28 protein-coding genes and 1 tRNA gene are annotated in these 22,650 nt (G+C 71.8%); 22 read left to right on the top strand and 7 right to left on the bottom strand.

Features of this window, described 5'->3' with window-relative positions:
- Positions 1 to 116 precede the first annotated feature (116 nt).
- Positions 117 to 1,499: an MFS transporter gene (locus tag QQ657_RS10710; protein ID WP_284741910.1), complete on the bottom strand. Its 1,383-nt coding sequence runs from the start codon at positions 1,497 to 1,499 to the stop codon at positions 117 to 119.
- 75 nt (positions 1,500 to 1,574) lie between these two features.
- Between QQ657_RS10710 and QQ657_RS10715 the strand changes: the two genes are divergently transcribed.
- A complete protein-coding gene (locus QQ657_RS10715) occupies positions 1,575 to 2,081 on the top strand; it encodes a MarR family winged helix-turn-helix transcriptional regulator (protein WP_284741911.1) in 507 nt (168 codons plus the stop codon).
- On the opposite strand, the gene QQ657_RS10720 is transcribed toward QQ657_RS10715, so the two are convergent.
- The 3 genes from QQ657_RS10720 to QQ657_RS10730 all read right to left on the bottom strand — a co-directional run bounded on the left by QQ657_RS10720 (position 2,057) and on the right by QQ657_RS10730 (position 5,875).
- Entirely contained in the window at positions 2,057 to 2,821 is a 765-nt protein-coding gene (locus QQ657_RS10720) for an SDR family oxidoreductase (protein WP_284741912.1), read from the bottom strand. The genes QQ657_RS10715 and QQ657_RS10720 overlap by 25 nt on opposite strands.
- A 73-nt stretch (positions 2,822 to 2,894) precedes the next feature.
- Positions 2,895 to 4,118: a cytochrome P450 gene (locus QQ657_RS10725; RefSeq protein ID WP_284741913.1), complete on the bottom strand. Its 1,224-nt coding sequence runs from the start codon at positions 4,116 to 4,118 to the stop codon at positions 2,895 to 2,897.
- Positions 4,115 to 5,875, bottom strand: coding sequence for a non-ribosomal peptide synthetase (locus tag QQ657_RS10730; RefSeq protein ID WP_284741914.1), 1,761 nt, complete (start codon positions 5,873 to 5,875; stop codon positions 4,115 to 4,117). Before QQ657_RS10730 ends, QQ657_RS10725 begins: the two co-directional genes overlap by 4 nt.
- Positions 5,876 to 6,129: 254 nt before the next feature.
- On the opposite strand from QQ657_RS10730, the gene QQ657_RS10735 reads away from it, so the two are divergent.
- The 20 genes from QQ657_RS10735 to QQ657_RS10830 all read left to right on the top strand — a co-directional run bounded on the left by QQ657_RS10735 (position 6,130) and on the right by QQ657_RS10830 (position 20,724).
- A complete protein-coding gene (locus QQ657_RS10735; protein WP_284741915.1) occupies positions 6,130 to 6,522 on the top strand; it encodes a SchA/CurD-like domain-containing protein in 393 nt (130 codons plus the stop codon).
- Positions 6,519 to 7,577 (top strand): amidohydrolase family protein, encoded by a 1,059-nt coding sequence (locus tag QQ657_RS10740; protein WP_284741916.1) that lies wholly within the window; start codon positions 6,519 to 6,521, stop codon positions 7,575 to 7,577. The genes QQ657_RS10735 and QQ657_RS10740 overlap by 4 nt, the downstream gene beginning before the upstream one ends.
- A complete protein-coding gene (locus QQ657_RS10745; RefSeq protein WP_284741917.1) occupies positions 7,558 to 8,421 on the top strand; it encodes a diaminopimelate epimerase in 864 nt (287 codons plus the stop codon). The genes QQ657_RS10740 and QQ657_RS10745 overlap by 20 nt, the downstream gene beginning before the upstream one ends.
- Positions 8,418 to 9,293: an NAD(P)-dependent oxidoreductase gene (locus QQ657_RS10750; protein WP_284741918.1), complete on the top strand. Its 876-nt coding sequence runs from the start codon at positions 8,418 to 8,420 to the stop codon at positions 9,291 to 9,293. Before QQ657_RS10745 ends, QQ657_RS10750 begins: the two co-directional genes overlap by 4 nt.
- A 102-nt stretch (positions 9,294 to 9,395) precedes the next feature.
- Positions 9,396 to 9,626: a hypothetical protein gene (locus tag QQ657_RS10755; protein WP_284741919.1), complete on the top strand. Its 231-nt coding sequence runs from the start codon at positions 9,396 to 9,398 to the stop codon at positions 9,624 to 9,626.
- Positions 9,627 to 9,656: 30 nt separating this feature from the next.
- Entirely contained in the window at positions 9,657 to 10,412 is a 756-nt protein-coding gene (locus QQ657_RS10760) for a SchA/CurD-like domain-containing protein (RefSeq protein WP_284741920.1), read from the top strand.
- A gap of 39 nt (positions 10,413 to 10,451) precedes the next feature.
- Positions 10,452 to 10,772: a TcmI family type II polyketide cyclase gene (locus tag QQ657_RS10765; RefSeq protein WP_284741921.1), complete on the top strand. Its 321-nt coding sequence runs from the start codon at positions 10,452 to 10,454 to the stop codon at positions 10,770 to 10,772.
- Positions 10,769 to 11,209, top strand: a complete 441-nt coding sequence (locus QQ657_RS10770; protein ID WP_284741922.1) for a cupin domain-containing protein — start codon at positions 10,769 to 10,771, stop codon at positions 11,207 to 11,209. The genes QQ657_RS10765 and QQ657_RS10770 overlap by 4 nt, the downstream gene beginning before the upstream one ends.
- Entirely contained in the window at positions 11,206 to 12,429 is a 1,224-nt protein-coding gene (locus QQ657_RS10775) for a ketosynthase chain-length factor (RefSeq protein WP_284741923.1), read from the top strand. Before QQ657_RS10770 ends, QQ657_RS10775 begins: the two co-directional genes overlap by 4 nt.
- 49 nt (positions 12,430 to 12,478) lie before the next feature.
- On the top strand, positions 12,479 to 12,700 hold the full coding sequence (locus QQ657_RS10780; RefSeq protein WP_284741924.1) for an acyl carrier protein: 222 nt from the start codon (positions 12,479 to 12,481) through the stop codon (positions 12,698 to 12,700).
- A 2-nt stretch (positions 12,701 to 12,702) separates the two neighbouring features.
- Positions 12,703 to 13,152 carry an SRPBCC family protein gene (locus tag QQ657_RS10785; protein WP_284741925.1) on the top strand — a complete coding sequence of 150 codons (450 nt, stop codon included), beginning with the start codon at positions 12,703 to 12,705 and terminating at the stop codon, positions 13,150 to 13,152.
- A gap of 29 nt (positions 13,153 to 13,181) precedes the next feature.
- A complete protein-coding gene (locus tag QQ657_RS10790) occupies positions 13,182 to 13,940 on the top strand; it encodes an SDR family NAD(P)-dependent oxidoreductase (protein ID WP_284741926.1) in 759 nt (252 codons plus the stop codon).
- Complete coding sequence (locus QQ657_RS10795) at positions 13,940 to 14,269, top strand: antibiotic biosynthesis monooxygenase family protein (protein WP_284741927.1); 330 nt, start codon at positions 13,940 to 13,942, stop codon at positions 14,267 to 14,269. The genes QQ657_RS10790 and QQ657_RS10795 overlap by 1 nt, the downstream gene beginning before the upstream one ends.
- Complete coding sequence (locus QQ657_RS10800) at positions 14,266 to 14,589, top strand: antibiotic biosynthesis monooxygenase family protein (protein ID WP_284741928.1); 324 nt, start codon at positions 14,266 to 14,268, stop codon at positions 14,587 to 14,589. The genes QQ657_RS10795 and QQ657_RS10800 overlap by 4 nt, the downstream gene beginning before the upstream one ends.
- Before the next feature lie 26 nt (positions 14,590 to 14,615).
- On the top strand, positions 14,616 to 15,890 hold the full coding sequence (locus tag QQ657_RS10805; RefSeq protein ID WP_284741929.1) for a beta-ketoacyl-[acyl-carrier-protein] synthase family protein: 1,275 nt from the start codon (positions 14,616 to 14,618) through the stop codon (positions 15,888 to 15,890).
- Positions 15,891 to 15,923: 33 nt separating this feature from the next.
- The gene (locus QQ657_RS10810; protein ID WP_284741930.1) at positions 15,924 to 16,988 is read left to right on the top strand and encodes a methyltransferase; all 1,065 of its coding nucleotides are present in this window, start codon (positions 15,924 to 15,926) and stop codon (positions 16,986 to 16,988) included.
- On the top strand, positions 16,985 to 18,151 hold the full coding sequence (locus QQ657_RS10815; protein WP_284741931.1) for an LLM class flavin-dependent oxidoreductase: 1,167 nt from the start codon (positions 16,985 to 16,987) through the stop codon (positions 18,149 to 18,151). Before QQ657_RS10810 ends, QQ657_RS10815 begins: the two co-directional genes overlap by 4 nt.
- Positions 18,148 to 19,035: an NmrA/HSCARG family protein gene (locus tag QQ657_RS10820; RefSeq protein ID WP_284741932.1), complete on the top strand. Its 888-nt coding sequence runs from the start codon at positions 18,148 to 18,150 to the stop codon at positions 19,033 to 19,035. The genes QQ657_RS10815 and QQ657_RS10820 overlap by 4 nt, the downstream gene beginning before the upstream one ends.
- 208 nt (positions 19,036 to 19,243) lie before the next feature.
- Entirely contained in the window at positions 19,244 to 19,660 is a 417-nt protein-coding gene (locus tag QQ657_RS10825; protein ID WP_284741933.1) for an enediyne antibiotic chromoprotein, read from the top strand.
- Between the two features lie 80 nt (positions 19,661 to 19,740).
- Positions 19,741 to 20,724, top strand: coding sequence for a Gfo/Idh/MocA family protein (locus QQ657_RS10830; RefSeq protein WP_284741934.1), 984 nt, complete (start codon positions 19,741 to 19,743; stop codon positions 20,722 to 20,724).
- A gap of 191 nt (positions 20,725 to 20,915) precedes the next feature.
- On the opposite strand, the gene QQ657_RS10835 is transcribed toward QQ657_RS10830, so the two are convergent.
- Positions 20,916 to 20,988: transfer RNA gene (locus QQ657_RS10835), tRNA-Asn, on the bottom strand.
- 124 nt (positions 20,989 to 21,112) lie between these two features.
- Here QQ657_RS10835 and QQ657_RS10840 point away from each other — a divergent pair.
- Entirely contained in the window at positions 21,113 to 21,325 is a 213-nt protein-coding gene (locus tag QQ657_RS10840) for a hypothetical protein (protein ID WP_284741935.1), read from the top strand.
- On the opposite strand, the gene QQ657_RS10845 is transcribed toward QQ657_RS10840, so the two are convergent.
- Both QQ657_RS10845 and QQ657_RS10850 read right to left on the bottom strand, forming a co-directional pair.
- A complete protein-coding gene (locus QQ657_RS10845; protein WP_284741936.1) occupies positions 21,322 to 22,083 on the bottom strand; it encodes a trans-aconitate 2-methyltransferase in 762 nt (253 codons plus the stop codon). The genes QQ657_RS10840 and QQ657_RS10845 overlap by 4 nt on opposite strands.
- A gap of 44 nt (positions 22,084 to 22,127) precedes the next feature.
- Positions 22,128 to 22,649, bottom strand: coding sequence for a hypothetical protein (locus tag QQ657_RS10850; RefSeq protein WP_284741937.1), 522 nt, complete (start codon positions 22,647 to 22,649; stop codon positions 22,128 to 22,130).
- Position 22,650 lies beyond the last annotated feature (1 nt).

Here is a 22,650-nt window from a genome sequence, read left to right on the forward strand (position 1 = left end):
ACTCACAATTATACGTCGCGGGGGTGTGTGGTGGGCCCGCCTGCCCCCCCGGCCCCGGCCGTGCGCCCCGCCGCGGGGGCGGGGGGGGTGGGGGCCGCCCCGGCCCCCCGCGGCGGTCAGCGGGGCCCGGGCGGCCCACCAGGACCGCCGGGCCCACCCGGACCGCCAGGCCCACCCGGTCCACCGGGACCGCCAGGACCGCCAGGACCGCCAGGACCACCGAACGGCCCACCGGGCCCGCGGGTGCCGTCGTCCGGTGCACGCTTGACCTTCCGCACCTCGGACGAGGCGAGAACCATGGCGGTGGTGACGACGATGGCCCCGCTCGCGAACCACAGCGTCCGGCCGAGACCGAACCGGTCCGCGGCCGGGCCCGCGCCGGCCGCGCCCAGCGGGGTGAGGCCGAACGAGCAGAGCGCCTCGTACGCGGCGATGCGCGAGAACTTCTCGTGCGGGATCTCCTGCCGCAGCGTGGTCATCCAGTTGACGGTGAAGATCTCCACACCGACACCACCGAGCAGCGAGGCCGCGCAGATCACCAGCAGCGGCGCGCCGGCCGCGAACGCCGCCAGCGGCAACGCGAGCATCACGGCGCCGGAGACGCCGGAAACCAGCAGCCGCTGCGGCCGCAGCTTCACCATCAGCAACCCGCCGAGGATCATGCCGACCGCGTCGGCGGAAAGGATGAAACCCCAGTCACTCGCCCCGTTGAGCTGACGGTCGGAGGCCACCGCGCCGAGCACCGTGAACGCCCCGACGCCGAGGGCGTTGACGACGCCGAACTGCACGGTCACGGTCCACAGCCACTTCCGGCTGGAGAACTCGGTCCAGCCTTCGCGCAGCTCGGTGATCATGCCTTCCCGCTTGCGCAGCGTCCCCTCGGCCACCATCGCGAAGGCGAGCAACGACGTCAAGGCGAACGTGGCCGAGTCGATCGCGAGCACCCAGCCCGGGCCGAAAGCGGACACCAGCACGCCGCCGAGCGCGGCGCCGGCGACCTGGGCGCCGTTGAGGCCGGTCCGGAAGATGGCGAACGCCTTGCTGGCGTTCTCCCGGCCGACGCTGCGCATCAGCAGGCCTTCGGTGGCCGGCATGCGGAAGGCCATCGCGAGCCCGTTGGCAGCGGAGAACGCGATCAGCTCCCAGAGCTTGATCGAATCCAGGAACACCACCAGGGCGAACAGCCCCTGGGCGACCGTGCTGACCAGGTTCGTGGCGACGATGACCAAGTGGCGCGGCAGCCGGTCGGCCACCACCCCGCCGATCACGAAGAACAGCACCGCGGGCACCGTGCCCGCCGCGGACACCAGGCCGACCGCGGTGCCCGAGCCGCCCGTGTCGAGGATCGCGAACGCCATCGCGACCGGCGCGGCGGACGTGCCCAGTGCCGAGATGATCGCGCCGGCCATCTGCAACTTGTAGTTGCGGCTGAACCACGTCTTCTTCTTCACCGGAGAGACGGTCCCCGGCGGGCCCGTGCTCGTCCCCGTTGCTTCCATGCACGCTCTCCTGAAATTAGTGTCAATCCGGACTGAGTTATTTGTGCTTGTCAGGATTACCGGTATGCTCGGGGGGTGTCAAGCGACAAACCGCCGGCGTCGTCCCGGCCGGAGGGCCCGCCGACCGGGGCGCAGCTGGGTGACGCGCTCATGCGCACCACGCACGCGCTGCGGCGGTTCGCCGGGCAGCCCTACCAGCAGCGGGGCTGGTCCACCTCCCGCGTTCTGCTGATGCTGGCCGTCGACGAGGCCGGCACCCCGCGGATGGGTGACCTCAAGGACCGGCTCGGCGTCACCGGCAGGTCGATCACGTCCCTCGTCGACGGCCTGGAGGACGAAGGGCTGCTCAAGCGGTGCCACGATCCCGGTGACCGCCGCTCGACGCGGCTCGAGATCACCGCCAAGGGCCACGAACACCTCGGCGAGATCCAAGCCCTGCACGAAGCACACGCCGAGCTGACCTTCGGCATCCTCAGCGACGCCGAACGCACCACCCTGGTCGACGTGCTCGGGCGGCTGCGCGACCACGTCGCCGGCCGGCTACCCGAACCCGGCGATCACCGGTCACCACCGGTCGCGTAGACGGTCTGCCCGGTGACGTAGCCCGACCGCGGGCCGGCGAGGAACGCCACGACGCCCGCGATGTCCGTGGCCGAGGCGACGCGGCCCAGCGCGGTCGCCGCCCCGGCCCGGTCGAGGAACGCCTGCCGGTCGACGTTGAGGCGGTCGGCCAGGTCGTCCACCATCGCCGTCGCGACGAAGCCCGGCGCGACGGCGTTGACGGTGACGCCGAACGGGCCGAACTCCGCGGCGAGCGCCCGGGTGAAGCCGGTGATGGCGGCCTTCGCGGTCGCGTAGTTCGCCTGGCCCGCGTTGCCGTCGGCGGCGACGGAGCTGAAGTTGACGATGTGCCCGGAGCGCCGCCGCTTCATGTGCTCGCCGACGATGCGCGAGCAGCGGATCGTGCCGCCGAGGTTGACGTCGACCGCGGCGTCCCACTCGTCGTCGGTCATCGTGAGCAGCAGCCGGTCGCGGGTGACGCCGGCGCAGTTCACCAGGACGTCGACGTACCCGAACTCCCCCACCGCCCGGCGCGCCATGCTCGTCACCTGATCGGCCGAGGTGACGTCGCAGCCGATGCCCGTGCCGGTGCTGCCGAGCGCGGCCACCGTGCCGGCGAGCTCGCCCTCGTCGCGGTCGACGGCGACGACCGAAACACCCCGGGCCGCGAGCAGTTTCGCGGTGACCGCACCGATGCCGCGCGCCGCGCCGGTGACGATGGCCACCGCCGCGGCGGCCCCGGCGCACTCCGGCGCGCTCATGCGCACACCTCGCTGACGCTCGGCGCGGCCTGAGCGGCCGGCGCAGTGTTGAATGATTCGCTCGCAAGCTCGCTCATGCCGTGAACTTGACCGGCAGGGAGCTCATCCCGTGCAGGATGCTGGAGTAGATCCACTTCTCTTCGCCGGTCTGCTCCACTTCGGACACCAGCCGGCGCAGGCCGTCGAGCACCGCGCGGACCTCCATCCGTCCCAGGTAGTGCCCGAGGCAGTAGTGCGACCCGTACGCGAAGGTGAAGTGCTGGTTCGGGGTCCGGGCGAGGTCGAACCGGTCCGGGTCGGCGAACACGGTTTCGTCCCGGTTGGCCGACGAGATCCACACGCTGACCACGTCCCCGGCTTCGATCTGCCGGCCGCCGACCACGACGTCCGCGGTCGCCGTCCGGCCGCCGTGCAGGGACGGCACCGTCCAGCGCAGGGCTTCCTCGGTCGCGGTGGCCAGGTCGACGTCGCCGTTCTTGAGCGCCCGCCACTGGCCGGGGTTTTCGATCAGGGCCAGGATCGTGCCGGTGATCGCGTGCCGGCCGGTCTCGTCGCCGCCGATCATCAGGCCGTAGCAGTTCGCCATGAGTTCGGCCTGGTTGAGCGGCATCCCGTCGATGTGGCAGTTGGCGAGCAGCGTGACCATGTCGTCGCCGGTCGCGCCCCGGCGGGCCTTGGCCAGCCGGCTGAAGTACAGCAGGATCTCGTTCTTGGCGACCCAGCTCTCCTCGGGCGGCTCGTCGGCGTAGTCCGAGCTCCACGCGTGCGCGGTCAGGTCGAGCAGGTACTTGCGGTCGTCTCCGGGGATCTCCAGCAAGTCGCAGATCGCCCCGAGCGGGACGTTGGACGACACGTCCCGGGCCGCGTCGCACTCCCCCTTTTCGAGGGCGCTGCGCAGCAGTCCGTCCACGGTCTCCTGCAGCGAATGCCCGATGAGGTCGAGCATCCGCCTGGAGAAGCCCCTCTTCAGCACGCCGCGGACCTTGTCGTGGCGCTCGCCGTCGGTCACCGCCAGCATCGACCCCGACGCCGAGTCCCCGCCGTGCAGCAGCGTGGCCAGCGCGTTGCCGTTCTCGGTCCCGAAGTGCGCTTTGTCCTGGTACACCTGGTTGACGTCGGCGTACCGGGTGATCACCCAGAACCCGCGTTGCGACCCGCGCGGCGGCTGCCAGTGGACCGGGTGGTGGGCGCGCAGGTGCCGCCACACCTCGCCCAGTTCGTACTCGGCGTGCAACGTCGGCGAGGCCAGGTCGAGGTCTTCGAGCGCGCCGGGGTCGGCGATCGGTCGGGTCGTCATGCTTCGCTCCGGGCGGCGGCGGCCAGCGCTTCGATGGTCGGGTTGTCGATGACGCTGCGCGGCGAGAGCTCCAGGCCGGCCTCTTGCGCACGCAGGATCACGTCGATGGCGAGGATGCTGGTCCCGCCGAGTTCGAAGAAGTTGCTGCCGACGTCGATCGGCGCGCCCTCGAACAGTTCGCGGAAGATCGAGTAGATCGCCTTCTCGGCGGAGGTCTCCGGCGGCCGGCCATTCGAGCGCGGCCGGACTTCCCGTTCGAGGAGCGCGGTCCGGTCGACCTTCCCGTTCGGCGACAGCGGCATCGCCGCCAGCGCCGGGTAGGCGGCCGGGACCATGTGGTCGGGCAGGTACTTCCTCGCGTGCGCGCGCAGCTCGTCCGGCGAGGGCGCGCTCCCGTTCGCCGGGACCACGTGCACGAGCAGCTGCCGGCCACCGGCCTCGTCGTCCTGGACCACCGCGGCGGCCTGGGCGACCGCGGGGTGCCGGGTGAGCACCGCTTCGACCTCGCCGAGCTCGATGCGGAACCCGCGGAGCTTGACCTGGTCGTCGACGCGGCCGTGGAACACGATGGCGCCGTCCGCGCGGCACGAGCCGAGGTCGCCGGTGCGGTACATGCGAGCGCCCGCCGTCGAAAACGGGTCGGCGACGAACCGCTCGGCGGTCAGCGCCGGCCTGCCGAGGTAGCCCCGCGCCAGCCCGGCGCCGCCGAGGTACAGCTCGCCGATCTCGCCGACCGGCACCGGCCGCAGCTCGCCGTCGAGGACGTACACCGAGACCCCGGCGATCGGGGTGCCGATGGTCACCGGCTCGCCCGGCGAGAGCGGCCCGGTCATGGTGGCGCACACCGTGCCCTCGGTCGGCCCGTAGGCGTTGAGCAGCCGGAGGTGCGGCGCCCACCGCGCGACGAGGTCCGGTGGGCACGCCTCCCCGGCGACGACGAGCGTCCGCAGCTCGGGGAAGTCCTCCGGCGCCAGCGTCGCGACCGCGGTCGGCGGCAGGACCGCGTGCGTGACGCGCCCGTCCAGCAGCGCCGCCTTGAGCACCTCGCCGGCCAGCGTCGGCGCCGACGGCACGACCAGCGCGGCCCCGGCCGTGAGCGCCGCCAGCAGCTCGGTCAGGAACGCGTCGAAGCTCGGGGACGCGAACTGCAGGACCCGGCTGTCCTCGGTGACCCGCATCGCCGCGACCTTCGCGCTCGCCAGCCCGGCCAACCCGGCGTGGGTCACCGCGACACCCTTGGGCCGGCCCGTCGAGCCGGAGGTGTAGATGACGTAGGCCAGGTTCGCCGCGGAGACCCCGCCGGTGCGCTCGCCGTCGGTCAGGTCCGTGCCGGCGCGCTTCTCCAGCGCTTCGGATGGGCCCTCGTCGTCGAGGACCACCACCGGGACACCGGTCTCGGGCAGCGCCCCGGCTCCGGCGCGCGTCGTGCACACCACCACCGGTGCGGCGTCGGCCAGCATGTGCGCGACCCGCTCGGCCGGGTACGCGAGGTCGGCGGGCAGGAACGCCGCCCCGGCTTTCGCCACGGCCAGCACGCTCGTCACCATCGCCGCGGACCGCGGCATCGCCAGCGCCACCACGCGTTCGGGTCCGGCACCGTGGTCGGCCAGCAGCCGCGCCAGCCGGTTCGCCCGGGTGTTCACCTCGTCGTAGGAAAGGACTTCACCGCCGGCGATCAGCGCGGTGCGGTGCCGGTGCCGCCGCACCGCGTGCTCCCACAATTCGTGCAAGGTGCGGTGCACGCCGTCGTTCGCCATTTGCCCGACTGCCGCTCGACGAAAGTCGTGGGCAGTGCTCGCCTCGTCTTTCGATACCGTCACGCGCCAAAGCTAAACACCAGGTGGAGAGCCCGGCCATGTGGTTCTGGCGGAAGTAGTGGCGCCGATCGGCAGTTTCGGCGGCAGTTGCCCCGATTGCCTGGCCAGCCGCCTGCGCCGTGCCCATCCTTGCCTGAGTGGGGCACGGATCCGATCCGCTGCGAGAACTCGCGGGAACTCCAAGAGGTGATCAGATGACGCAGGTTGCGGCGATAGCCTGGACGTTTCGCCGGGAATGCAGGAACGAAGTCGAGAACTTGCTCCTCCGCTATCCCCCGCCGGACTCGCTCGAAATAACCGACGAAACCGGAAACGTGGTCGGCCGCATGCTGGCGACCGCCGTTTTCGTGCGCGACAACCTCGTCGTGCGCGTGATGGAATTCGAAGGCCCGCTGCCCGAACTGCTGCGTCAGAAGTCCATGGAGTCGACGCACGCGGAGATCGACCGCGCGCTGCAGCAGTACCTCGAGAAGCCCGCCGACCTCAGCACCCCCGACGGGTTCCGGACGTTCTTCGCGGACTCCGCGATGCGCTGCCTGTACTTCCGCAAGCCCGCCCAGGACCCGACGGGAGCGATCGCGCGATGATCATCGACGTCCACGGGCACATCATCTCGGCGGAAGCGGCCGAGCGCGCCCCGATGCCCCGCAGCCTGGTCGACGTGGAAGGCATGATCGAGGCCAAGGCGGCCGCCGGCATCGAGCTGACCATCGTCGGCAGCCCGAGCGGCGCGCGGACCATGGCGCCCGCGGATCGGTTCACCGGGTACCGGCAGCCGTTCGGCTACCAGCAGCCGTTCGACCAGCTGCGCGCGCTGCACGACTGGCTCGGCGAGACCGTGCAGACGTGGTGGCGGAACCTGCGCGCCTACGTCTACTGCGACGTGTTCGGCGACGAGAAGAGTGTCGCCGCCGCGGCGGAAACCCTGCGCGAACCCGGTTTCGTCGGGCTCATCGCGAACTTCAGCGCGGACGCCGAGTACCTCGACTCCCCGCGGGCCGACGACTTCTTCGCCATGGCCGAAGAGGCCGGCGTGCCGATCCTGCTGCACGCCGGCCCGATGCCCGCGAGCTGCCGGGACATCGCGAACTACGGCCTGCTGGAGATCTTCGGCCGGCCGTGCGACGCGACCCTCGGGCTCGCCGCCCTCGTGCTGTCCGGCCGGCTGGAACGCCACCCGTCGCTCAACTTCATCTCGGCGAACTCCGGCGGCGCCTTCAGCCTGTTCGCCGACCGCATCGACTGGGCGGTCCGGCCGCGGCACTGGGACGACCGGACGACCCAGAACCGCGGCGAGGACGACGCCGCGGGCGCGCCGGTGCCGGAGCTGCACCGGACCGCGTCGTCGCTGCGCCCCAGCGAGCTGGCGGGCCGCCTGTACGTCGACACCACCTTCGACCACCCCAGCCTGCACGAGGCGAACCTGCGCCTGCTCGGCGCCCGGCACATCGTCTTCGGCACCGACGCGCCCCCGATCCCGGTCAAGTTCGAGGACAAGGTCCAGGCCGTGCGCGACCTCCCGATCGGCGAAGCCGAGGCCGAGGACATCCTCGCCGGGAACGCGCTGCGGCTGTTCGACCTCACGGACTTCCTCGAGGCCCGTGCGTCCGCCGAGGAGCGCCGTGTCCCCGCAGGCGGTTGACCAGGGGCCGCGGTACGCGAAGGGCTTCTGCGGTGGCAACGACTTCGTGCTGCTGATCGATCCCGACGACGACGTCCGGCTGACCGGGAACGCCGTGCGCGGCCTGTGCGACCGGTACCGCGGCCTCGGCGGCGACGGCGTGCTCCGCCTGGTGCGCACCGAGTTCGCCGATCCGGGACTGGCCGGCGACGCCGAGTGGTTCATGGACTGCCGCAACCCGGACGGCACGGTCGCGCCCATGTGCGGGCCGGGGCTCGGGCTGATCGCGCGCTACCTGCTCGACGCCGGCCTGATCGCGCCGGGCGAGGTGTGGATCGGGACCAAGGTCGGCGCGAAGCGGACCGTCATCGACGACAGCGGCACGACGTCGATCGAGCTGCTGCCGCCGGAGTTCCTCGGCTCGTCGTCGGTCCGGCTGGGCGGCCGCGAGTACCCGGGCAGCGTCATCTCGCTCGGCAACCTGCACCTCGTGTGCTTCGTGACGACGCCGGTCGAGACGCTCGACCTGTCGGCCGAGCCCGTGCTGGCCGACCCCGGTTTCGCCGGCGCCGACCTCGACATCACCTGGGCCAACGTGCTGGCCGACGGCCGGCTGCGCACCCGCGTGTACGAACCGGGCACGGGCGAGATGCGCTCGTGCGGCACGGCCGTGTGCGCCGCCGCGGCCGCCCGCCAGCGGTCGGAGGGCGCCTGGGGCACGACGATCGTCGACACCGACGCCGGGCCCCTGTCGGTCACCCTCCGCGGGCACGGCAAGACCGTGTTCACCGGCGCGGCCAGCGTCGCCGCGTCGGGGACCCTCAACGCCACCTGGATCACCTCTCTCGACAAGGAGCCGTCATGACCGGACCGGACACCACGATCGCGTGCCTGGGCCTCGGCGCGATGGGGTCGGGGCTCGCCCACCGGCTGCTCGACGCGGGCCGGCCGGTCTCGGTGTTCAACCGGACCGAGGCGAAGGCGCGCCCGCTGACCGACCGCGGTGCGCGGTTCGCGGCGACGCCCGCGGCCGCCGTCGGCGACGCCGGCACGGTCCTGGTCAGCCTCAGCGGGCCGGAAGCCGTGGCCGAGGTGCTGTTCGGCGACGACGGCGCCGTGCACGGCCTCAAGCCGGGCACGGTGGTCGTCGACGCCTCCACCGTCTCACCGGACTTCTCCCGCGAATGCACGGCGCGGCTCGCCGGAGCCGGGGTGTCCCGGGTGGAGGCCTGCCTGATCGGCAACCCGCTCCAGGCGAGATCCGGCGAGGTGCGCGTGCTCGCCGCGGGCGACGAATCCGACGTCGCCAAGGTGGCGGACCTGCTCGGCGCGATCGGCAAGCACACCTGGCACATCGGCGCCACCGGGTCGGGCGCGAGCGCGAAGCTGGCGTTCAACGCCTTGCTCGGCGTGCAGCTGGCCGGCCTGGCCGAAGCGCTCGACATCGGTGCCGCGGGCGGGGTCGACCGCGATCGGCTCCTCGAGGCGATCGCGGGCAGCGGTTTCAGCTCGCCGGTGCTGAGCTTCCGAGCCGCGCTGGTGCGCGACGACCGGCTGGTGCCGGCGGCGTTCCGGACCGACCTGATGGCCAAGGACCTCCGGCTCGCCGAGCGGACCGCGCGGGACCACGGCCTCGACGCCGACCTGCTGACGCACGCCGCGCGGCGGTTCGCCGCGGCGACCGGACGGGGCGACGGCGAGAAGGACGCGGCCGTCGTCCTGACCCCGAGCCGGTGAAGTTCCGGCATTCCTGCAGGCACAAGCACGTGGTCGAGCGCGGCCGCCCGAGGTTGGCTGAGGGTGCCGCACGAGCCGGACGGAAAGGAAGGTGAGGGCCGGATGCCGGACCGCCGTTTCGTCCAGAGTGGACAGTCGCGCCGCCGCCTGCGCGCGCTCGGCCGGTACGCCCTGGCGGCGCTGGGCTCGGTGGGCGCCGCCTTCACCGTGTTCGTCGTCCTGCCCGTCCCGGCCGAACCGGGCGAACCGGCACCCGGTTCCCCGCCGGAGCCCGCGCCGCTGACCGACGTCGAGCTGAGCGCGTGGGCCGGCATCACACGGAATCTGACCTGACCGGGTGCACCGAGTGAGAAAGGTAGGAAAGTGTCGTTTGCCGCCATCAGTTACAGCATCCGCCCGGACACCGAGGCCGAGATCGCCGAGATCTTCTCGGCCACGGGGTTCAAGCGGACCGGCTCGCCGGTCGTCTACGACGCGGACGGGAACGAGGTCGGCCTGATCCCCGCCACCGGGTTGTTCATCGGGGACGACAGCATGGTCCGGATCATCCAGTACCAGGGCGAGCTCGACGACGTCGCCCGGCACATGTCCCGGCAGACCACGGTGAAGTTCGCCGAGCAGCGGCTGAGCCCGTTCCTCGCCGAGCCACGGGACACCCAGACCGAGCAGGGTTTCCTCCGGTACTTCGAAAACAGCCTGATGGCTGACTGCGGTGGGTCGACGACGCCGGACCGGCTCGCGCGCATCACGGTGATGCGGTTCCGGCACCCGGGTCCCGCCCACGCGGACTTCGCGCTGGAGAGCCTGGTGCCGATCTGGGCGGAGCCCGGGCACCCGGACGGTCCCGCACTGCTCGCCGAACGCTGGTACCGCAACGGAGAGTCCGTCGTGCGGCTGTGGCAGCACACCGGCGAACTGCGGGACGTCGCCCGCGTGGTGGCCCGCGACGCGACGGCCTTCGCGCACGAAACCCGGCTGCTGTCCGCGCTGTCCGGCGGGACGCTGCGGCCGACCGAAGAGTCCTACCCGGACATCGTCGGCCGGCTCGCGATGCGCTGCCTGTCCCAGCTGGCGATGCACGACTCCCCCGCGGGCGAAATCCTGCCCGCGCGCGTCTGAAACCCCTGTCCGACAACGAGACCACCTTCGGAGGTGCGCGTGCAGAGAACACTGATCGTGGCCCGCATGGGAGCGGAGGACAGCGCGGACGTCGCCCGGATCTTCGCCGATTCGGACGCGTCCGAGCTGCCGCACCTGATCGGCGTGAGCCGCCGGACCCTCTTCCGCTTCCACGGGCTCTACTTCCACCTCGTCGAAGCCGACGAGGACATCACCGGGGACCTGTACAAGGCCCGGTCCCACCCGCTCTACAAGGACATCAACGAGCGGCTCGGGGAGTTCATCAGCCCGTACGACCCCGGCTGGCGCGAACCGAAGGACGCGATGGCCGAGACCTTCTACAGCTGGAGTGCCACGTGACGCAGAAGATCGCTCTCGGCGACGTGCCGGCCAACCGGCGGCGGGGCGGTGACCTGCGGGTCCTGCTCAGCCCGAAGACGGTGCGGTCGACCACCGGGTTCATGGGCGGGGTGACGCTGCTGCCGGGCGAGTCCGTGACCGAGCACTACCACCCGTACTCCGAGGAGTACCTCTACGTCGTCCGCGGCACGCTCGTGCTGACGGTGGACGACGAGCCGGTCGAACTGGGCGCGGACGAGGCCGTCCTGGTGCCCAAGGACGTGCGCCACCGGCTGGAGAACCGCGGCACCGAAGCCGCGTTCGCGGTGTTCCACCTGTGCCCGCTCGCCCCGCGGCCCGAACTCGGGCACGTGGACACCGAAGCGCCGGCCGACCCCTCCGAAGCCGGCATGGACGTCGGCGGCCCGGTCGCGCCGGTCGCCGCGGAGCGCCGGTGACCACCGCCGTGGTGACCGGCCTCGGCGTCCTCGCGCCCAACGGGATGGGCGTCGAGGAGTGCTGGGCCGCCACCCTGGCCGGGAAGACCGGCATCCGGCCGATCTCCGGGTTCGACGCGTCCCGGTACTCGGTCACGGTCGCCGGGGAGCTGGCCGGCTTCCACGCCGTCGACCGCGTTCCGCGCGGGCTGATCGTGCAGACCGACAAGTGGACCCAGCACGGCCTGGTGTGCGCCGGGAACGCACTCGCCGACGCGGCCGTCGACACCGCGGCGCTCGGCGAGTACGAGATGGCGGTGGTCACCGCGAGCTCGTCCGGCGGGAACGAGTTCGGCCAGCGGGAGATCCAGCGCCTGTGGGAGAAGGGCCCCGAGTTCGTCGGGGCGTACCAGTCCATCGCGTGGTTCTACGCCGCCACCACCGGCCAGGTCTCGATCCGGCACGGGATGCGCGGTCCGTGCGGGGTGGTCGCCACCGAACAGGCCGGCGGGCTCGACGCCATCGGCCAGGCCCGGCGCCTGCTCCGGGCGGGCACCCCGGTGATCGTCACCGGCGGCACCGACGCCTCGCTGTGCCCGTACGGGCTGGTCGCGCAGACCGCCACCGGGCGGATGTCGACGCGCGCCGACCCCGACCGCGCGTACCTGCCGTTCGACGCCGACGCGTGCGGGCACGTCGTCGGCGAAGGCGGGGCCATCGCCGTCGTGGAGGACCACGCGGCCGCGGTGGACCGGGGCGCGCCGCACCGCTACGGCGAGATCGCCGGGTATGCCGCGACGTTCGATCCCCCACCGGGTTCGCCGCGGCCGCCCGGTCTCCGCCGCGCGGCGCTGGCGGCGCTGGAAGACGCGGGGGTGGCGCCCGGCGAGGTCGACGTCGTCTTCGCGGACGCCGCGGGGACACCGGCGCTCGACCGCGACGAGGCCGCCGCGATCGCCGGGATCTTCGGGCCGGAGGGGGTTCCGGTGACCGCGCCCAAGACGATGACCGGCCGGCTCCTCGCGGGCGGTGCGGCGCTCGACGTCGCGTTCGCGTTGCTGTCGATGCGGGACTCCGTGATCCCGCCGACCGTCGGCGTCCGCCGGCCGGGCGCCGAGTACCACCTCGACCTGGTGCTGGACGAACCGCGGGAAGCACGGGTGCGGATCGCGCTGGTGCTCGCCCGCGGCCACGGCGGCTTCAACTCCGCGATGGTCGTGCGCCAGTGCGGAACCGATTGACCGAGAAGGGAGACAGGCAGTGTTCACTTTGGACAGTCTGAGACAGATCATGGACGCCACGGGCGGCGCCGACGACGGGGTCGACCTCGGCGGGGACATCGGCGCCACCGAGTTCACCGACCTCGGCTTCGACTCGCTGGCGATGCTGGAGATCCAGGCGCGCGTCAAGCAGGAACTGGGGATCTCCTTCCCCGAGGACTCCGCGACCCTGCTCCTGCGTCCCGACGACCTGGTCGCCTACGTCAACAGCAGCCTCGTGGAGGTGGTCTAGCCGTGGCCGGGCACACCGACAACGAGATCGTGATCGACGCCCCGTTCGACCGGGTGTGGCGGATGACCAACGACGTCGCCGGCTGGCCGCGGCTGTTCAGCGAGTACGCCGAAGCCGTCATCCTGGAGCAGCGCGGCGACACCGTGCGGTTCCGGCTTTCGCTGCACCCGGACGACAACGGCAAGACCTGGAGCTGGGTGTCCGAGCGGACGCCCGACCCGGCCACCCGGACCGTGCGCGCGCACCGGGTCGACACCGGTGTCTTCAAGTACATGTCCCTGTTCTGGGAGTACGAAGAGCTCGGCGGCGGCGTCCGCATGCGCTGGGTCCAGGACTTCGAGATGAAGCCGGGCGCGCCGCTGGACGACGCGGGCATGACCGACCGGCTGAACACCAACTCCGCCGGCCAGCTGAAGCTGATCAAGGACAAGGTCGAAGCGGCCACCGACTGACCCACCCGACTCACCCAGGGAGGAAGACCATGGCACTTTCCGTTGCCAGGAAACGCGTTCTCGTCACCGGCGGGACCCGCGGCATCGGCCGCGGCGTGGTGCTCGCCATGGCGGACGGCGGCGCCGACGTCGTCACCTGCTACCGCGGCGACACCGAAGCGGCGAAGGCCCTCGAAGCCGAACTGTCCGAACGGGACGGCCACCATTACGTGGTGCAGGCCGACATCGCCCAGGAAACCGAGATCGACCGGCTGATCGAGGTGTGCGGCGAGCGCCTCGGCGGGCTCGACGTCCTCGTGCACAACGCGGGCGCGATCAGCCACATCCCGTTCGTCAAGCTCGAGCTGGCGGACTGGAACCGGGTGCTCGACACCAACCTGACCGCCGCGTACCTGCTGGCGCAGCGTGCGATGACACACCTGCGGCCGGGCTCCACCATCATCAACATCGGCTCGAAGGTCGCCGAGATCGGCGTTCCGCTGCGCGCCCACTACACGGCGGCGAAGGCCGGGCTCACCGGCCTCACCCGGTCGCTGGCGAAGGAACTGGGCGCACAGGGCGTGCGCGTCAACCTGGTCGCACCGGGGATCATCGCGACCGAAATGGCCGAGCGGGCCACCGACCACGAACGCGCGGCCGTCGAAGAGCGCTTGGAGGGCTACCGCAAGCGGATCCCGCTGGGCAGGCTCGGCGACCCGGCCGATGTCGGCGCGGTCGTCGCCTTCCTGGCGAGCGACGCCGCCGGGTTCGTCAACGGCGCGGTCATCACCGTCGACGGGGGCATGTGATGGGTGCGCGGGAGACCTTCCGGGTGATCCTCCGGTTCGAGATCAAGGACGGGGTCGAGCCGGAGTTCGAGAAGACCTGGCTCGACATCGCCGACGTGATCACCGGGCACCCCGCCAACCTCGGGCAGTGGCTGCTGCGCAGCACGCAGGACGGCACACCGGTGTACTTCGTCATCAGCGACTGGACGAGCGAGCCGGAGTTCCGCGAGTTCGAACGCAGCGCCGACCACCTGGAGCACCGGGTGAAGCTGCACCCGTTCCGCACGGGCGGGTCGATGGAGACGACGACGGTGGTCCACGCGCTGCAGGCCGCCGGCGCGTCCCGATGAGCCGGGTGCGCGTGCTGCTCTACCTGCGCGGTGCCGACAGCGTGCCGATCGAGCGGGCGTACCACCGGATCAGCGAGAGCCTGGCCGGGACGCCGGGCCTGCTCGGCAACGAGCTGCTGCGTTCACCGCACGATCCGGCGGAGCTGGCGGTGCTCAGCGAGTGGGCCAGCCTCGAGGAGTTCGACGCCTGGGAACGCGGCCCGGAACACCGCGCGTCGACCGCCCCGCTGCGGGACCACCAGGACGGCACGCGCGCCAAGCCGTTCGCGATCTACCAGGTCGTGTCCGAATACCGCGCCGACGAGTTCGGCGAGTCCTAGGACCACCGTTCTCGGAGAGGAAGCTCATGGCACCGCCAGCACAGGGCCGCCGGGTCGCCGTCACCGGCATCGGCGTCGTCGCCCCGGGCGGGATCCGGAAGAAGGAGTTCTGGGACCTGCTTTCGAACGGGCGAACCGCCACCGACCGCATCACCCTGTTCGACCCCAGCGGCTTCCGGTCGCAGATCTCGGCGCAGGTCGACTTCTGCCCCGTGGCGAACGGGCTGAGCGAACGCGAGGTCCGCCGGATGGACCGGGCCGCCCAGTTCGTCGTCACGAGCACCCGGGAGGCGATGGCCGACAGCGGTCTCGACTTCGGGGCGATCCCGCCCGAGCGCATCGGCGTCAGCGTCGGCAGTGCCGTCGGCGCGACGACCGCGCTGGAGCGGGAGTACGTGGTGCTCAGCGACCACGGCAAGCACTGGGAGGTCGACGAGGACTACGTCGTGCCGCACCTGTACAGCTTCATGGTGCCCAGCACGCTGGCCACCGAAGTCGCCTGGGCGGCGAACGCCGAAGGGCCCGCGGCGGTCATCTCCACCGGCTGCACGTCCGGCATCGACGCCGTCGCCCACGGCGCGACGCTGATCCGGGAGGGCTCGGCCGACGTGGTCCTGGCCGGCGCGACCGACGCGCCGATCTCGCCGATCACCGTCGCGTGCTTCGACGCGATCCGGGCGACGTCGGCGAACAACGCCGACCCCCGGCACGCGTCCCGGCCGTTCGACCGCGAGCGGGACGGGTTCGTCATCGGTGAGGGCGCGGCCGTCCTGCTCCTCGAAGAGCTGTCCGCCGCGCGGGCCCGCGGCGCGCACATCTACGCCGAGTTCGCCGGGTACGCGGCGCGCAGCAACGCCTTCCACATGACCGGGCTCCGGCCGGACGGCCGGGAGATGGGGGAAGCGATCGACCGGGCGCTCGAGCAGGCCCGCCTGGATCCGTCCGAAGTGGACTACATCAACGCGCACGGGTCGGGCACCAAGCAGAACGACCGGCACGAAACCGCGGCGTTCAAGCAAAGCCTGGGCGAGCACGCCCGCACGGTGCCGGTGAGCTCCATCAAGTCCATGGTCGGCCACTCCCTCGGCGCCATCGGCTCGATCGAGCTCGCCGCCTGCGCGCTGGCGCTGGAGCACCAGGTGGTCCCGCCGACCGCCAACCTGAGCACCCCGGACCCCGAGTGCGACCTCGACTACGTCCCGGTGCACGCCCGCGAACACCCCATGGACGTCGTGCTCAGCGTCGGCAGCGGCTTCGGCGGCTTCCAGTCCGCCGCGGTGCTGACCCGGCCGACGTCCTGACCAGCCCCAGCCCATCCGATGAGAGGACACCTCGTGACCAGTGAAGTGATCGCCCCGCCGACCGCCGGGGCGGGCTTCCCGAACCTGGCGGTGCTGCCGCCCCGTGTACGCGTGATCATGCTCGTCACCGCGCAATGGCTTTCGCACTCGATCAACGTGCTGGCCGAGATCGGGGTCGCCGACCACCTGGTCGACGGCCCTCGCACGGTGGCCGAGATCGCCACGGCCACCGAGACCGACCCGGACTCGCTGTACCGCGTGCTGCGCGCGGCGGCCTCGCTCGGGGTGTTCGCCGAGCGACCCGACGGCCGGTTCGAGCTGACCCCGGACGCGGACTGCCTGCGCAGCGACACGCCCGGCAGCCTGCGCAACTTCGCGCGGCACGTCGGCCACGCCTGCCGCCTGCAGTCCTACGCCTCGATGGTGGACACGGTGCGCACCGGCGAGCAGGCGTTCCAGCAGGTGCACGGCATGCAGTCGTTCGACTTCTACGCGGCGCACCCGCACCTGGCGGAGGTCTTCAACGGCGCGATGACGGCCTTCAGCGAAGCGGCCGCCGACGAGCTGAGCGGGATCGGCGACTTCGGCCGGTTCGGCGTCGTCGCCGACATCGGCGGCGGGCACGGTCACATGCTGTCCGCGGTACTGCGCGCCAATCAGGCGGTCGAGGGCATCCTGTTCGACCGGCCCGAGGTGCTCGCCGGTGCGGACCCGGTGCTCGAGCGCAACGGCGTGCAGGACCGGGTCACGCGCTCCCCCGGTGACTTCTTCGCCGACGTGCCGGTGGCGGACGCCTACGTCCTGAAGAGCGTCCTGCACGACTGGACCGACGACGAGTGCGTCACGATCCTCGGCAACATCCGGCGGCGCATCGGCGACAACGCGGACGCGCGCGTGATCCTGTTCGAGGCCACCGTGCCCGAGCTCAACACGTTCGACTTCAGCAAGCTGATGGACATCGAGATGCTCGTCAACCTCGGTGGCCGGGAGCGGACCGAGGCCGAGTGGCGGGCGTTGTTCGCCACCAGCGGGTTCGAGCTGGCCACCACGACCCGCGCGACGCCGCCCAACTGGGTCCTGGAGGCGAAGCCGCGATGAGCCGCTCCGTGTCGCCCGGGATCGTCTGGGCCACCAGCGCGCCGGCCGCGGCGGGTACCGGCCACCTCAACCTGGCGAAGCTGGCGGGCATGGGTTCACTGTGGACGGTCGACCACCTGGTCAGCCCGTTCCCCCGCGCCGTCTGGGACACCGACTTCACGTTCCTGGCCAAGGGTTCGCCCACCCCGGACGAGGCGTTCGACTTCGCCACGGCCCTCGGGCACCTGGCGGCCAAGGCGGGCAACGTCCAGCTCGCCGTCGGCGTGACCGATCCGCACCGCCGCCACCCGGTGAGCCTCGCGCAGACGTTCCTGACCTTGTCGCACCTGACGCGCAAGCCGCCGATCCTGGGCCTCGGCGCCGGCGAACGGGAAAACCTCGACCCCTACGGCGTCTCCTGCGACCGGCCGGTGGCCCGGCTGGCCGAGGCGGTGCAGATCATCCGGAAGTGCTTCGACGCCACGGAGCCGTTCGACTTCGCGGGCGAGTTCTTCCAGCTGGACCAGGCGGTGCTGGACCTGCGGGCGCCGAAAGGCCGCCGGCCCGAAATCTGGCTGGCCGCGCACGGCCCGCGGATGCTCGCGCTGACCGGCCGGTACGCCGACGGCTGGTACCCGTGGGAGCCGGTCGACCCGGACGAATACGGGCGGCGGCTGCGCGAGGTCCAGGGCGCGGCGAAGCGGGCCGGGCGCGACCCCGAAGCGATCCACGCGGCGCAGGTGCTGACCGTGGTGCTCGGCCGGGACGAGCAGCACGTGCGGCGGCTGCTGCGCGCCAAGTCCGTGCGGTACCTCGCGCTGCTCGCCGACGCGGGCGCGTGGCGCGCGTTCGGTGCCGAGCATCCTCTCGGCCCGGACTTCCGCGGGGCGATGGACCTGCTGCCGCACCGGTACAGCCGGGCCCAGGTCGAGGACGCCATCCGCGCGGCTCCCGACGAGCTCGTCGCGAGCCGGGTGGTCGCGGGTACGCCGAAGCAGGTCCGGGACCGCATCGGCGCACTGGTGGACGCCGGCCTGCGGCACCCGGTGCTGGTCGCGGCGTCGGCGCTGGTGGCGCCCGCCGACGCGGTCTACAGCATGGCGGGCCTGGTGTGGCTCAGCCGAAGCCTGCGCACCCGGCGAGCCGGCCGGGTGTCGCCCGTGGCCCAGGAGGTTCCGGTATGAGTCTCGACGTCCTCGTGGTGGGCGCGACCGGTCAGCAGGGTGGCGCGGTCGCCCGGGAACTGCTCGGGCGCGGGCACGTCGTCCGGGCGCTCACGCGCAGACCGGACTCGCCGGCCGCGGTCGAACTGGCCGGTCTCGGAGCCGAGGTGGTGCGCGGCGACCTCGCCGCCGCCGCGTCGATCGAAGAGGCCGCGCACGGCGCCGACGCGGCGTTCCTGCTCTCGGACTCTTTCGACGCCGGCACGGACTTCGAGGTCACCGCGGGGGTCGGCGCGATCGACGGGCTGCGGCGCGCGGGGGTGGGGCACATCGTCTACACCTCGGCGGCGAGCGCCGACCGGGATACCGGAGTCCCGCACTTCGACAGCAAGGCGGCGATCGAGCGGCACCTGCGGGAGAACCGCGTGCCGCACACGGTCGTCGCGCCGGCGTTCTTCATGGAGAACCGGTTCTTCGGCCTGCGGCGGACCGACGACGGCTGGCTCCTGCCGACGCCGATGCCCGCGGCGCGGGCGCTGCAGCAGATCGCCGTGGCCGACATCGCGGGCTTCGTGCGCCACGCGGTGGAACACCGGGACGACGTGCTCGGCGAGCGGTTCGACATCGCCGGTGACGACCTGACCGGCGCGTCCGCCGCCGCGATCCTGGAACAGGTCATCGGCGAACCCGTTCGCTACGCGGCGATTTCGCCGGACGCGCCGTTCCTCGGTCCGGACCTCAGTGCGATGTTCCGGTACATCGGCCGCGTCGGGTTCGCCGCCGACATCGCCGCCCTCCGCGCCGACTTCCCCGACGTCGGCTGGCACACGTTCGAGGAGTGGGCGGGGCCGCAGGACTGGCAGCACATCGGCGCCAAGCCGATCAAGGCCGTGCCGACGGCGTGATCGCCAGGACCACGGACCAGGCCGGGACGCTTCCGCTCCCGGCCTGGTCCGTGCTCGGCACCGGCAGAAAACAAGCAGTTGATACTTCTTGCTTGCCATGTTGTGAACTTCTCTCCTAGTATCGGGATCACGGTCAAACGATCACGGCCACCCCGGCCGCGTGGTTCCTGACCTGCACTTTCCCCTTGATGATTCGGAGTGTTCCTGCATGTCCAAAACCACCAAGGTGCGGTTCTTCGCGGCAACTGCGGCAGCGTTCGCCGTCGTCATCGCGGGCGGCACGGCGGCCAACGCGGCACCGGCGGCACCCGGCGTGACGGTGTCACCGGCCGAGGGCCTGGCCGACGGAGCGTCGGTGGCGGTGTCGGCCACCGGCTACACGGCGAACGAGGCGGTGACGATCTGGGAGTGCGCCGGCGGCACCACGGGCCCGGTGTGCGACACCGGCAGCCAGACGACGACCACCGACGCCACGGGAGCGGTGTCGACGTCGTTCGTGGTGCACAAGGTCCTGACGACAGCGTCGGGCCCGGTGGACTGCACAACGGTCGCCAACGGCTGCTTCGTGGGCGCGGCGAACGAGTCCTACAGCGAAGTCGCCTCGGCAGTGATCTCCTTCGGCTGAGCCGGGCAACCCGTCTCGCGGCCGGTCGGTACCACCCCCAGCGGCCGACCGGCCGCTTCCTTCGTCGAAACGGATCGAGCATGAGCCGGCTCCGCTTCGCTGTCCTGGGCTGCGCGAGCATCGCCTGGCGCAAGATGCTCCCGGCCTTGGCCGGCGACCCCGACGTGGCGGTGGTCGCCCTGGCCGGCCGTGATCCGGCGAAGTCCGCCCGGTTCGCCGCCCGGTTCGGAGGCGAGGCCGTGACCGGCTACGACCGCCTGCTGGCCAGAGACGACCTCGACGCGGTGTACATCCCGCTCCCCGCGGCCCTGCACGCGGAATGGGTCGAGCGCGCGCTCGAGGCAGGCCTGCACGTACTCGCCGAGGGTCTGACGCTGTTCGAGAACTTTATGTTCCGCTGCCACTCCCAGCACACGGCGGTGAGCGAAGCAGTGGCCGCGGGGACCATCGGCACGGTCCGCTCACTGACGGCGGAGTTCACGATCCCCGCGCCCGCACCGGGCGACATGCGCTACGACCCGGAGGTCGGCGCAGGCGCGCTGCTGGACATCGGCGTGTACCCGGTCCGCACGGCACTGGACTTCCTCGGCGAGGGCAGCAAAGTCGCCGGAGCGACGCTGAACGTCGACGCCCGTCTGCGCGTCGACGTCGGCGGGTCCGCGTTGCTCGCCGGGCTGTCGGGCCGAACGGCGCACGTGACGTTCGGCATGCGCCACGGGTACCGCTCCCGCTACGAGCTGACGGGCGACCAGGGCCGAATCACGGCGTTGTGGGCGTACACGCCACCGGCCGGCCACGCCCCGGTGATCCGGATCGAGAGCGGGAAAGGGGTCGAAGAGCGGACACTGCCACCCGACGACCAGTTCGCGGCAGTGGTAAGACATTTCGTGTCCCGCGCACGGGACGGCGTGCCGTCGGACCTGGAAGGCCAGGCGATCGTCGCGCAGGCGGCTCTGGTGGATCGGATCCGTGAGCGGGCGGTACTGCTGCCGGAACCGGAACCGGAAGTCAGTCCGCGGTCGGCAGCGCCGATGCTTCGCGGCTCTTGGCCGCGCTCTCACTGATTTCCCTGGACAGCGCTGGGGCAGACGGTGCCTCATCTCGAGAAGCACATAGCGCGCACCGGGGCACTACAGCGTCACCGGGACAGCGGCGGCAGCCGGGCAGTCCGCCGTTTGGACGACTGCCAAAATCGACACTGAATCGCCCCCGACCGCAGACGCAAAGAAGGCCCAGGCGTTGACCTGGGCCTCTGCTCCCCCGCTTGGACTCGAACCAAGAACCCTCCGGTTAACAGCCGAATGCTCTGCCAGTTGAGCTACAGGGGAATGTTGCTCACTTCCGGTGCCGGTCTCTCCGACCGACGAGAAGAACTTTAGCCCATGCCCGCACACCCTCCGCACCCACCCCCCACTTGGCGCAACCGCCCCCTCACGGCCGTTTTCCTGGACAATGGACAGTCGGACGACCTATCGACGGAAGGCGTGGACGCGGATGAAGAAGTTCCTGCTGGGGGCAGCCCTGGGGTACGTGCTGGGCGCCAAGGCAGGCCGGGGGCGGTACGAGCAGCTCGTGCGCACCTACCGCCGGGTCGTCGACCATCCGATGGTCCAAGGCGCCGCCGGGGTCGCGCGGGCCAAGATCAGTGAGAAGGTTCGCCGCTAGATCTGGGCCACGAAGAACACGCGGCGGAACTCGAACCACGTCGTGCCGTCGGTGCGGGCCGGGTATGCCGCGGCCAGCCGCGGGGCCAGCTCGGTGCGGAACTGCTCCCACTCGGCGTCGGGCAGGGCCGCGCGGATCGGGCGCAACGCCGTCCCCGTGATCCACTCCAGCACCGGCGACGCCCCCCGCAGCGGCTGCACGTACGTCGTCTCCCAGGCGTCGACGCCGCAGCCCGCGTCGGCCAGGAGGTTCGCGTACTCCAGCGGGCTCGAGACCGCGTCGTCCTCGCGCAGGACCACCTCGGCCAGCCGGGACGACCACGCCGGGGACGCCGCCAGTTCCCTCGTCAGCGCATGCGAAGGCGCGTTGAAGTTGCCCGGCACCTGGACCGCCAGCCAAGCCCCGGACGGCAGCCCTGAAACCCATCGGCGGAGCAAAGAGGAGTGGTCCGGCACCCACTGCAGGACGGCGTTCGACACCACGACGTCGGTGTCCGGCGCCGGCGTCCAGTCGCGGACGTCGAGCAGCGACGCGTCGAGACCGCGGGCGCGCGCGGCCGTCACCATTTCGGGTGAACTGTCGCCGCACTCCAGGGTCGCGCCGGGCCAGCGATCCCGGAGGGAAACAGTCAGGTTCCCCGGGCCGCACCCGAGGTCGACCACCCGGCGCGGAGCGGCAGCGCCGATGCGCGAGACCAGGTCGTAGAACGGCCGGGCCCGCAGGTCGGCGTAGTCGAGGTACTTCTCCGGATCCCACACGGCCGCCTCCAAACAGTACGCTTGTACTGAGTACGAGCGTACTGCTATTCGGCCGGGTTGACCAGCTTCGCGGCGGCCTGCTCGGCGATGGCCGCCACCAGCTCGGCGTCGGTGCCCGGGTCGGGCCGGACCTGCAGGACGCTGCCGTTGCGGCCGGGGACCTTGCGCTGCACGAACCACGCGCCGCCGGTCCCGATCTCCTGGCGGTGCCGCGACCGGATCGAGCCCTCGACGCGTTGGTAGGCCTCGCGCGGCACCTTGCCCGGCGCGGCCAGCCGGAAGCGCTCCGGCGGCAGGTCGGCCAGCACGACCGCCGCGCCCGCCTCACCCACTTCGGCCGACTCGGTCAGCGTGAACACGCCGTCCGCCCAGGTCGCCTTGGCGACGAGGTGCCAGCCGACGCGCCGCGCGCCACCCTCGGCGGGGACCCACAGCCCGAGCTGCGTCACGACCAGGTATCCGCCGCCCTCGACGGGCGCGCTGTCGACGACGTCCTCACCCGGGTCCAAAGAGCCCGCGAAGTCCGCAGGTGTGCGGTCGCCGAGCAACCGGCGCAGGAAGGACACG

This window comes from Amycolatopsis ponsaeliensis, assembly GCF_030182635.1.
Classification (GTDB): Bacteria; Actinomycetota; Actinomycetes; order Mycobacteriales; family Pseudonocardiaceae; genus Amycolatopsis; species Amycolatopsis ponsaeliensis.

Excerpts from the sequence above, each read along its gene's own strand:
- QQ657_RS10710 (WP_284741910.1), bottom strand. The coding sequence starts at position 1,499 with ATGGAAGCAACGGGGACGAGCACGGGCCCGCCGGGGACCGTCTCTCCG.
- QQ657_RS10720 (WP_284741912.1), bottom strand. The coding sequence starts at position 2,821 with ATGAGCGCGCCGGAGTGCGCCGGGGCCGCCGCGGCGGTGGCCATCGTC.
- QQ657_RS10725 (WP_284741913.1), bottom strand. The coding sequence starts at position 4,118 with ATGACGACCCGACCGATCGCCGACCCCGGCGCGCTCGAAGACCTCGAC.
- QQ657_RS10730 (WP_284741914.1), bottom strand. The coding sequence starts at position 5,875 with ATGGCGAACGACGGCGTGCACCGCACCTTGCACGAATTGTGGGAGCAC.
- QQ657_RS10735 (WP_284741915.1), top strand. The coding sequence starts at position 6,130 with ATGACGCAGGTTGCGGCGATAGCCTGGACGTTTCGCCGGGAATGCAGG.
- QQ657_RS10740 (WP_284741916.1), top strand. The coding sequence starts at position 6,519 with ATGATCATCGACGTCCACGGGCACATCATCTCGGCGGAAGCGGCCGAG.
- QQ657_RS10750 (WP_284741918.1), top strand. The coding sequence starts at position 8,418 with ATGACCGGACCGGACACCACGATCGCGTGCCTGGGCCTCGGCGCGATG.
- QQ657_RS10755 (WP_284741919.1), top strand. The coding sequence starts at position 9,396 with ATGCCGGACCGCCGTTTCGTCCAGAGTGGACAGTCGCGCCGCCGCCTG.
- QQ657_RS10780 (WP_284741924.1), top strand. The coding sequence starts at position 12,479 with ATGGACGCCACGGGCGGCGCCGACGACGGGGTCGACCTCGGCGGGGAC.
- QQ657_RS10790 (WP_284741926.1), top strand. The coding sequence starts at position 13,182 with ATGGCACTTTCCGTTGCCAGGAAACGCGTTCTCGTCACCGGCGGGACC.
- QQ657_RS10795 (WP_284741927.1), top strand. The coding sequence starts at position 13,940 with ATGGGTGCGCGGGAGACCTTCCGGGTGATCCTCCGGTTCGAGATCAAG.
- QQ657_RS10800 (WP_284741928.1), top strand. The coding sequence starts at position 14,266 with ATGAGCCGGGTGCGCGTGCTGCTCTACCTGCGCGGTGCCGACAGCGTG.
- QQ657_RS10805 (WP_284741929.1), top strand. The coding sequence starts at position 14,616 with ATGGCACCGCCAGCACAGGGCCGCCGGGTCGCCGTCACCGGCATCGGC.
- QQ657_RS10815 (WP_284741931.1), top strand. The coding sequence starts at position 16,985 with ATGAGCCGCTCCGTGTCGCCCGGGATCGTCTGGGCCACCAGCGCGCCG.
- QQ657_RS10820 (WP_284741932.1), top strand. The coding sequence starts at position 18,148 with ATGAGTCTCGACGTCCTCGTGGTGGGCGCGACCGGTCAGCAGGGTGGC.
- QQ657_RS10825 (WP_284741933.1), top strand. The coding sequence starts at position 19,244 with ATGTCCAAAACCACCAAGGTGCGGTTCTTCGCGGCAACTGCGGCAGCG.
- QQ657_RS10830 (WP_284741934.1), top strand. The coding sequence starts at position 19,741 with ATGAGCCGGCTCCGCTTCGCTGTCCTGGGCTGCGCGAGCATCGCCTGG.
- QQ657_RS10840 (WP_284741935.1), top strand. The coding sequence starts at position 21,113 with ATGGACAGTCGGACGACCTATCGACGGAAGGCGTGGACGCGGATGAAG.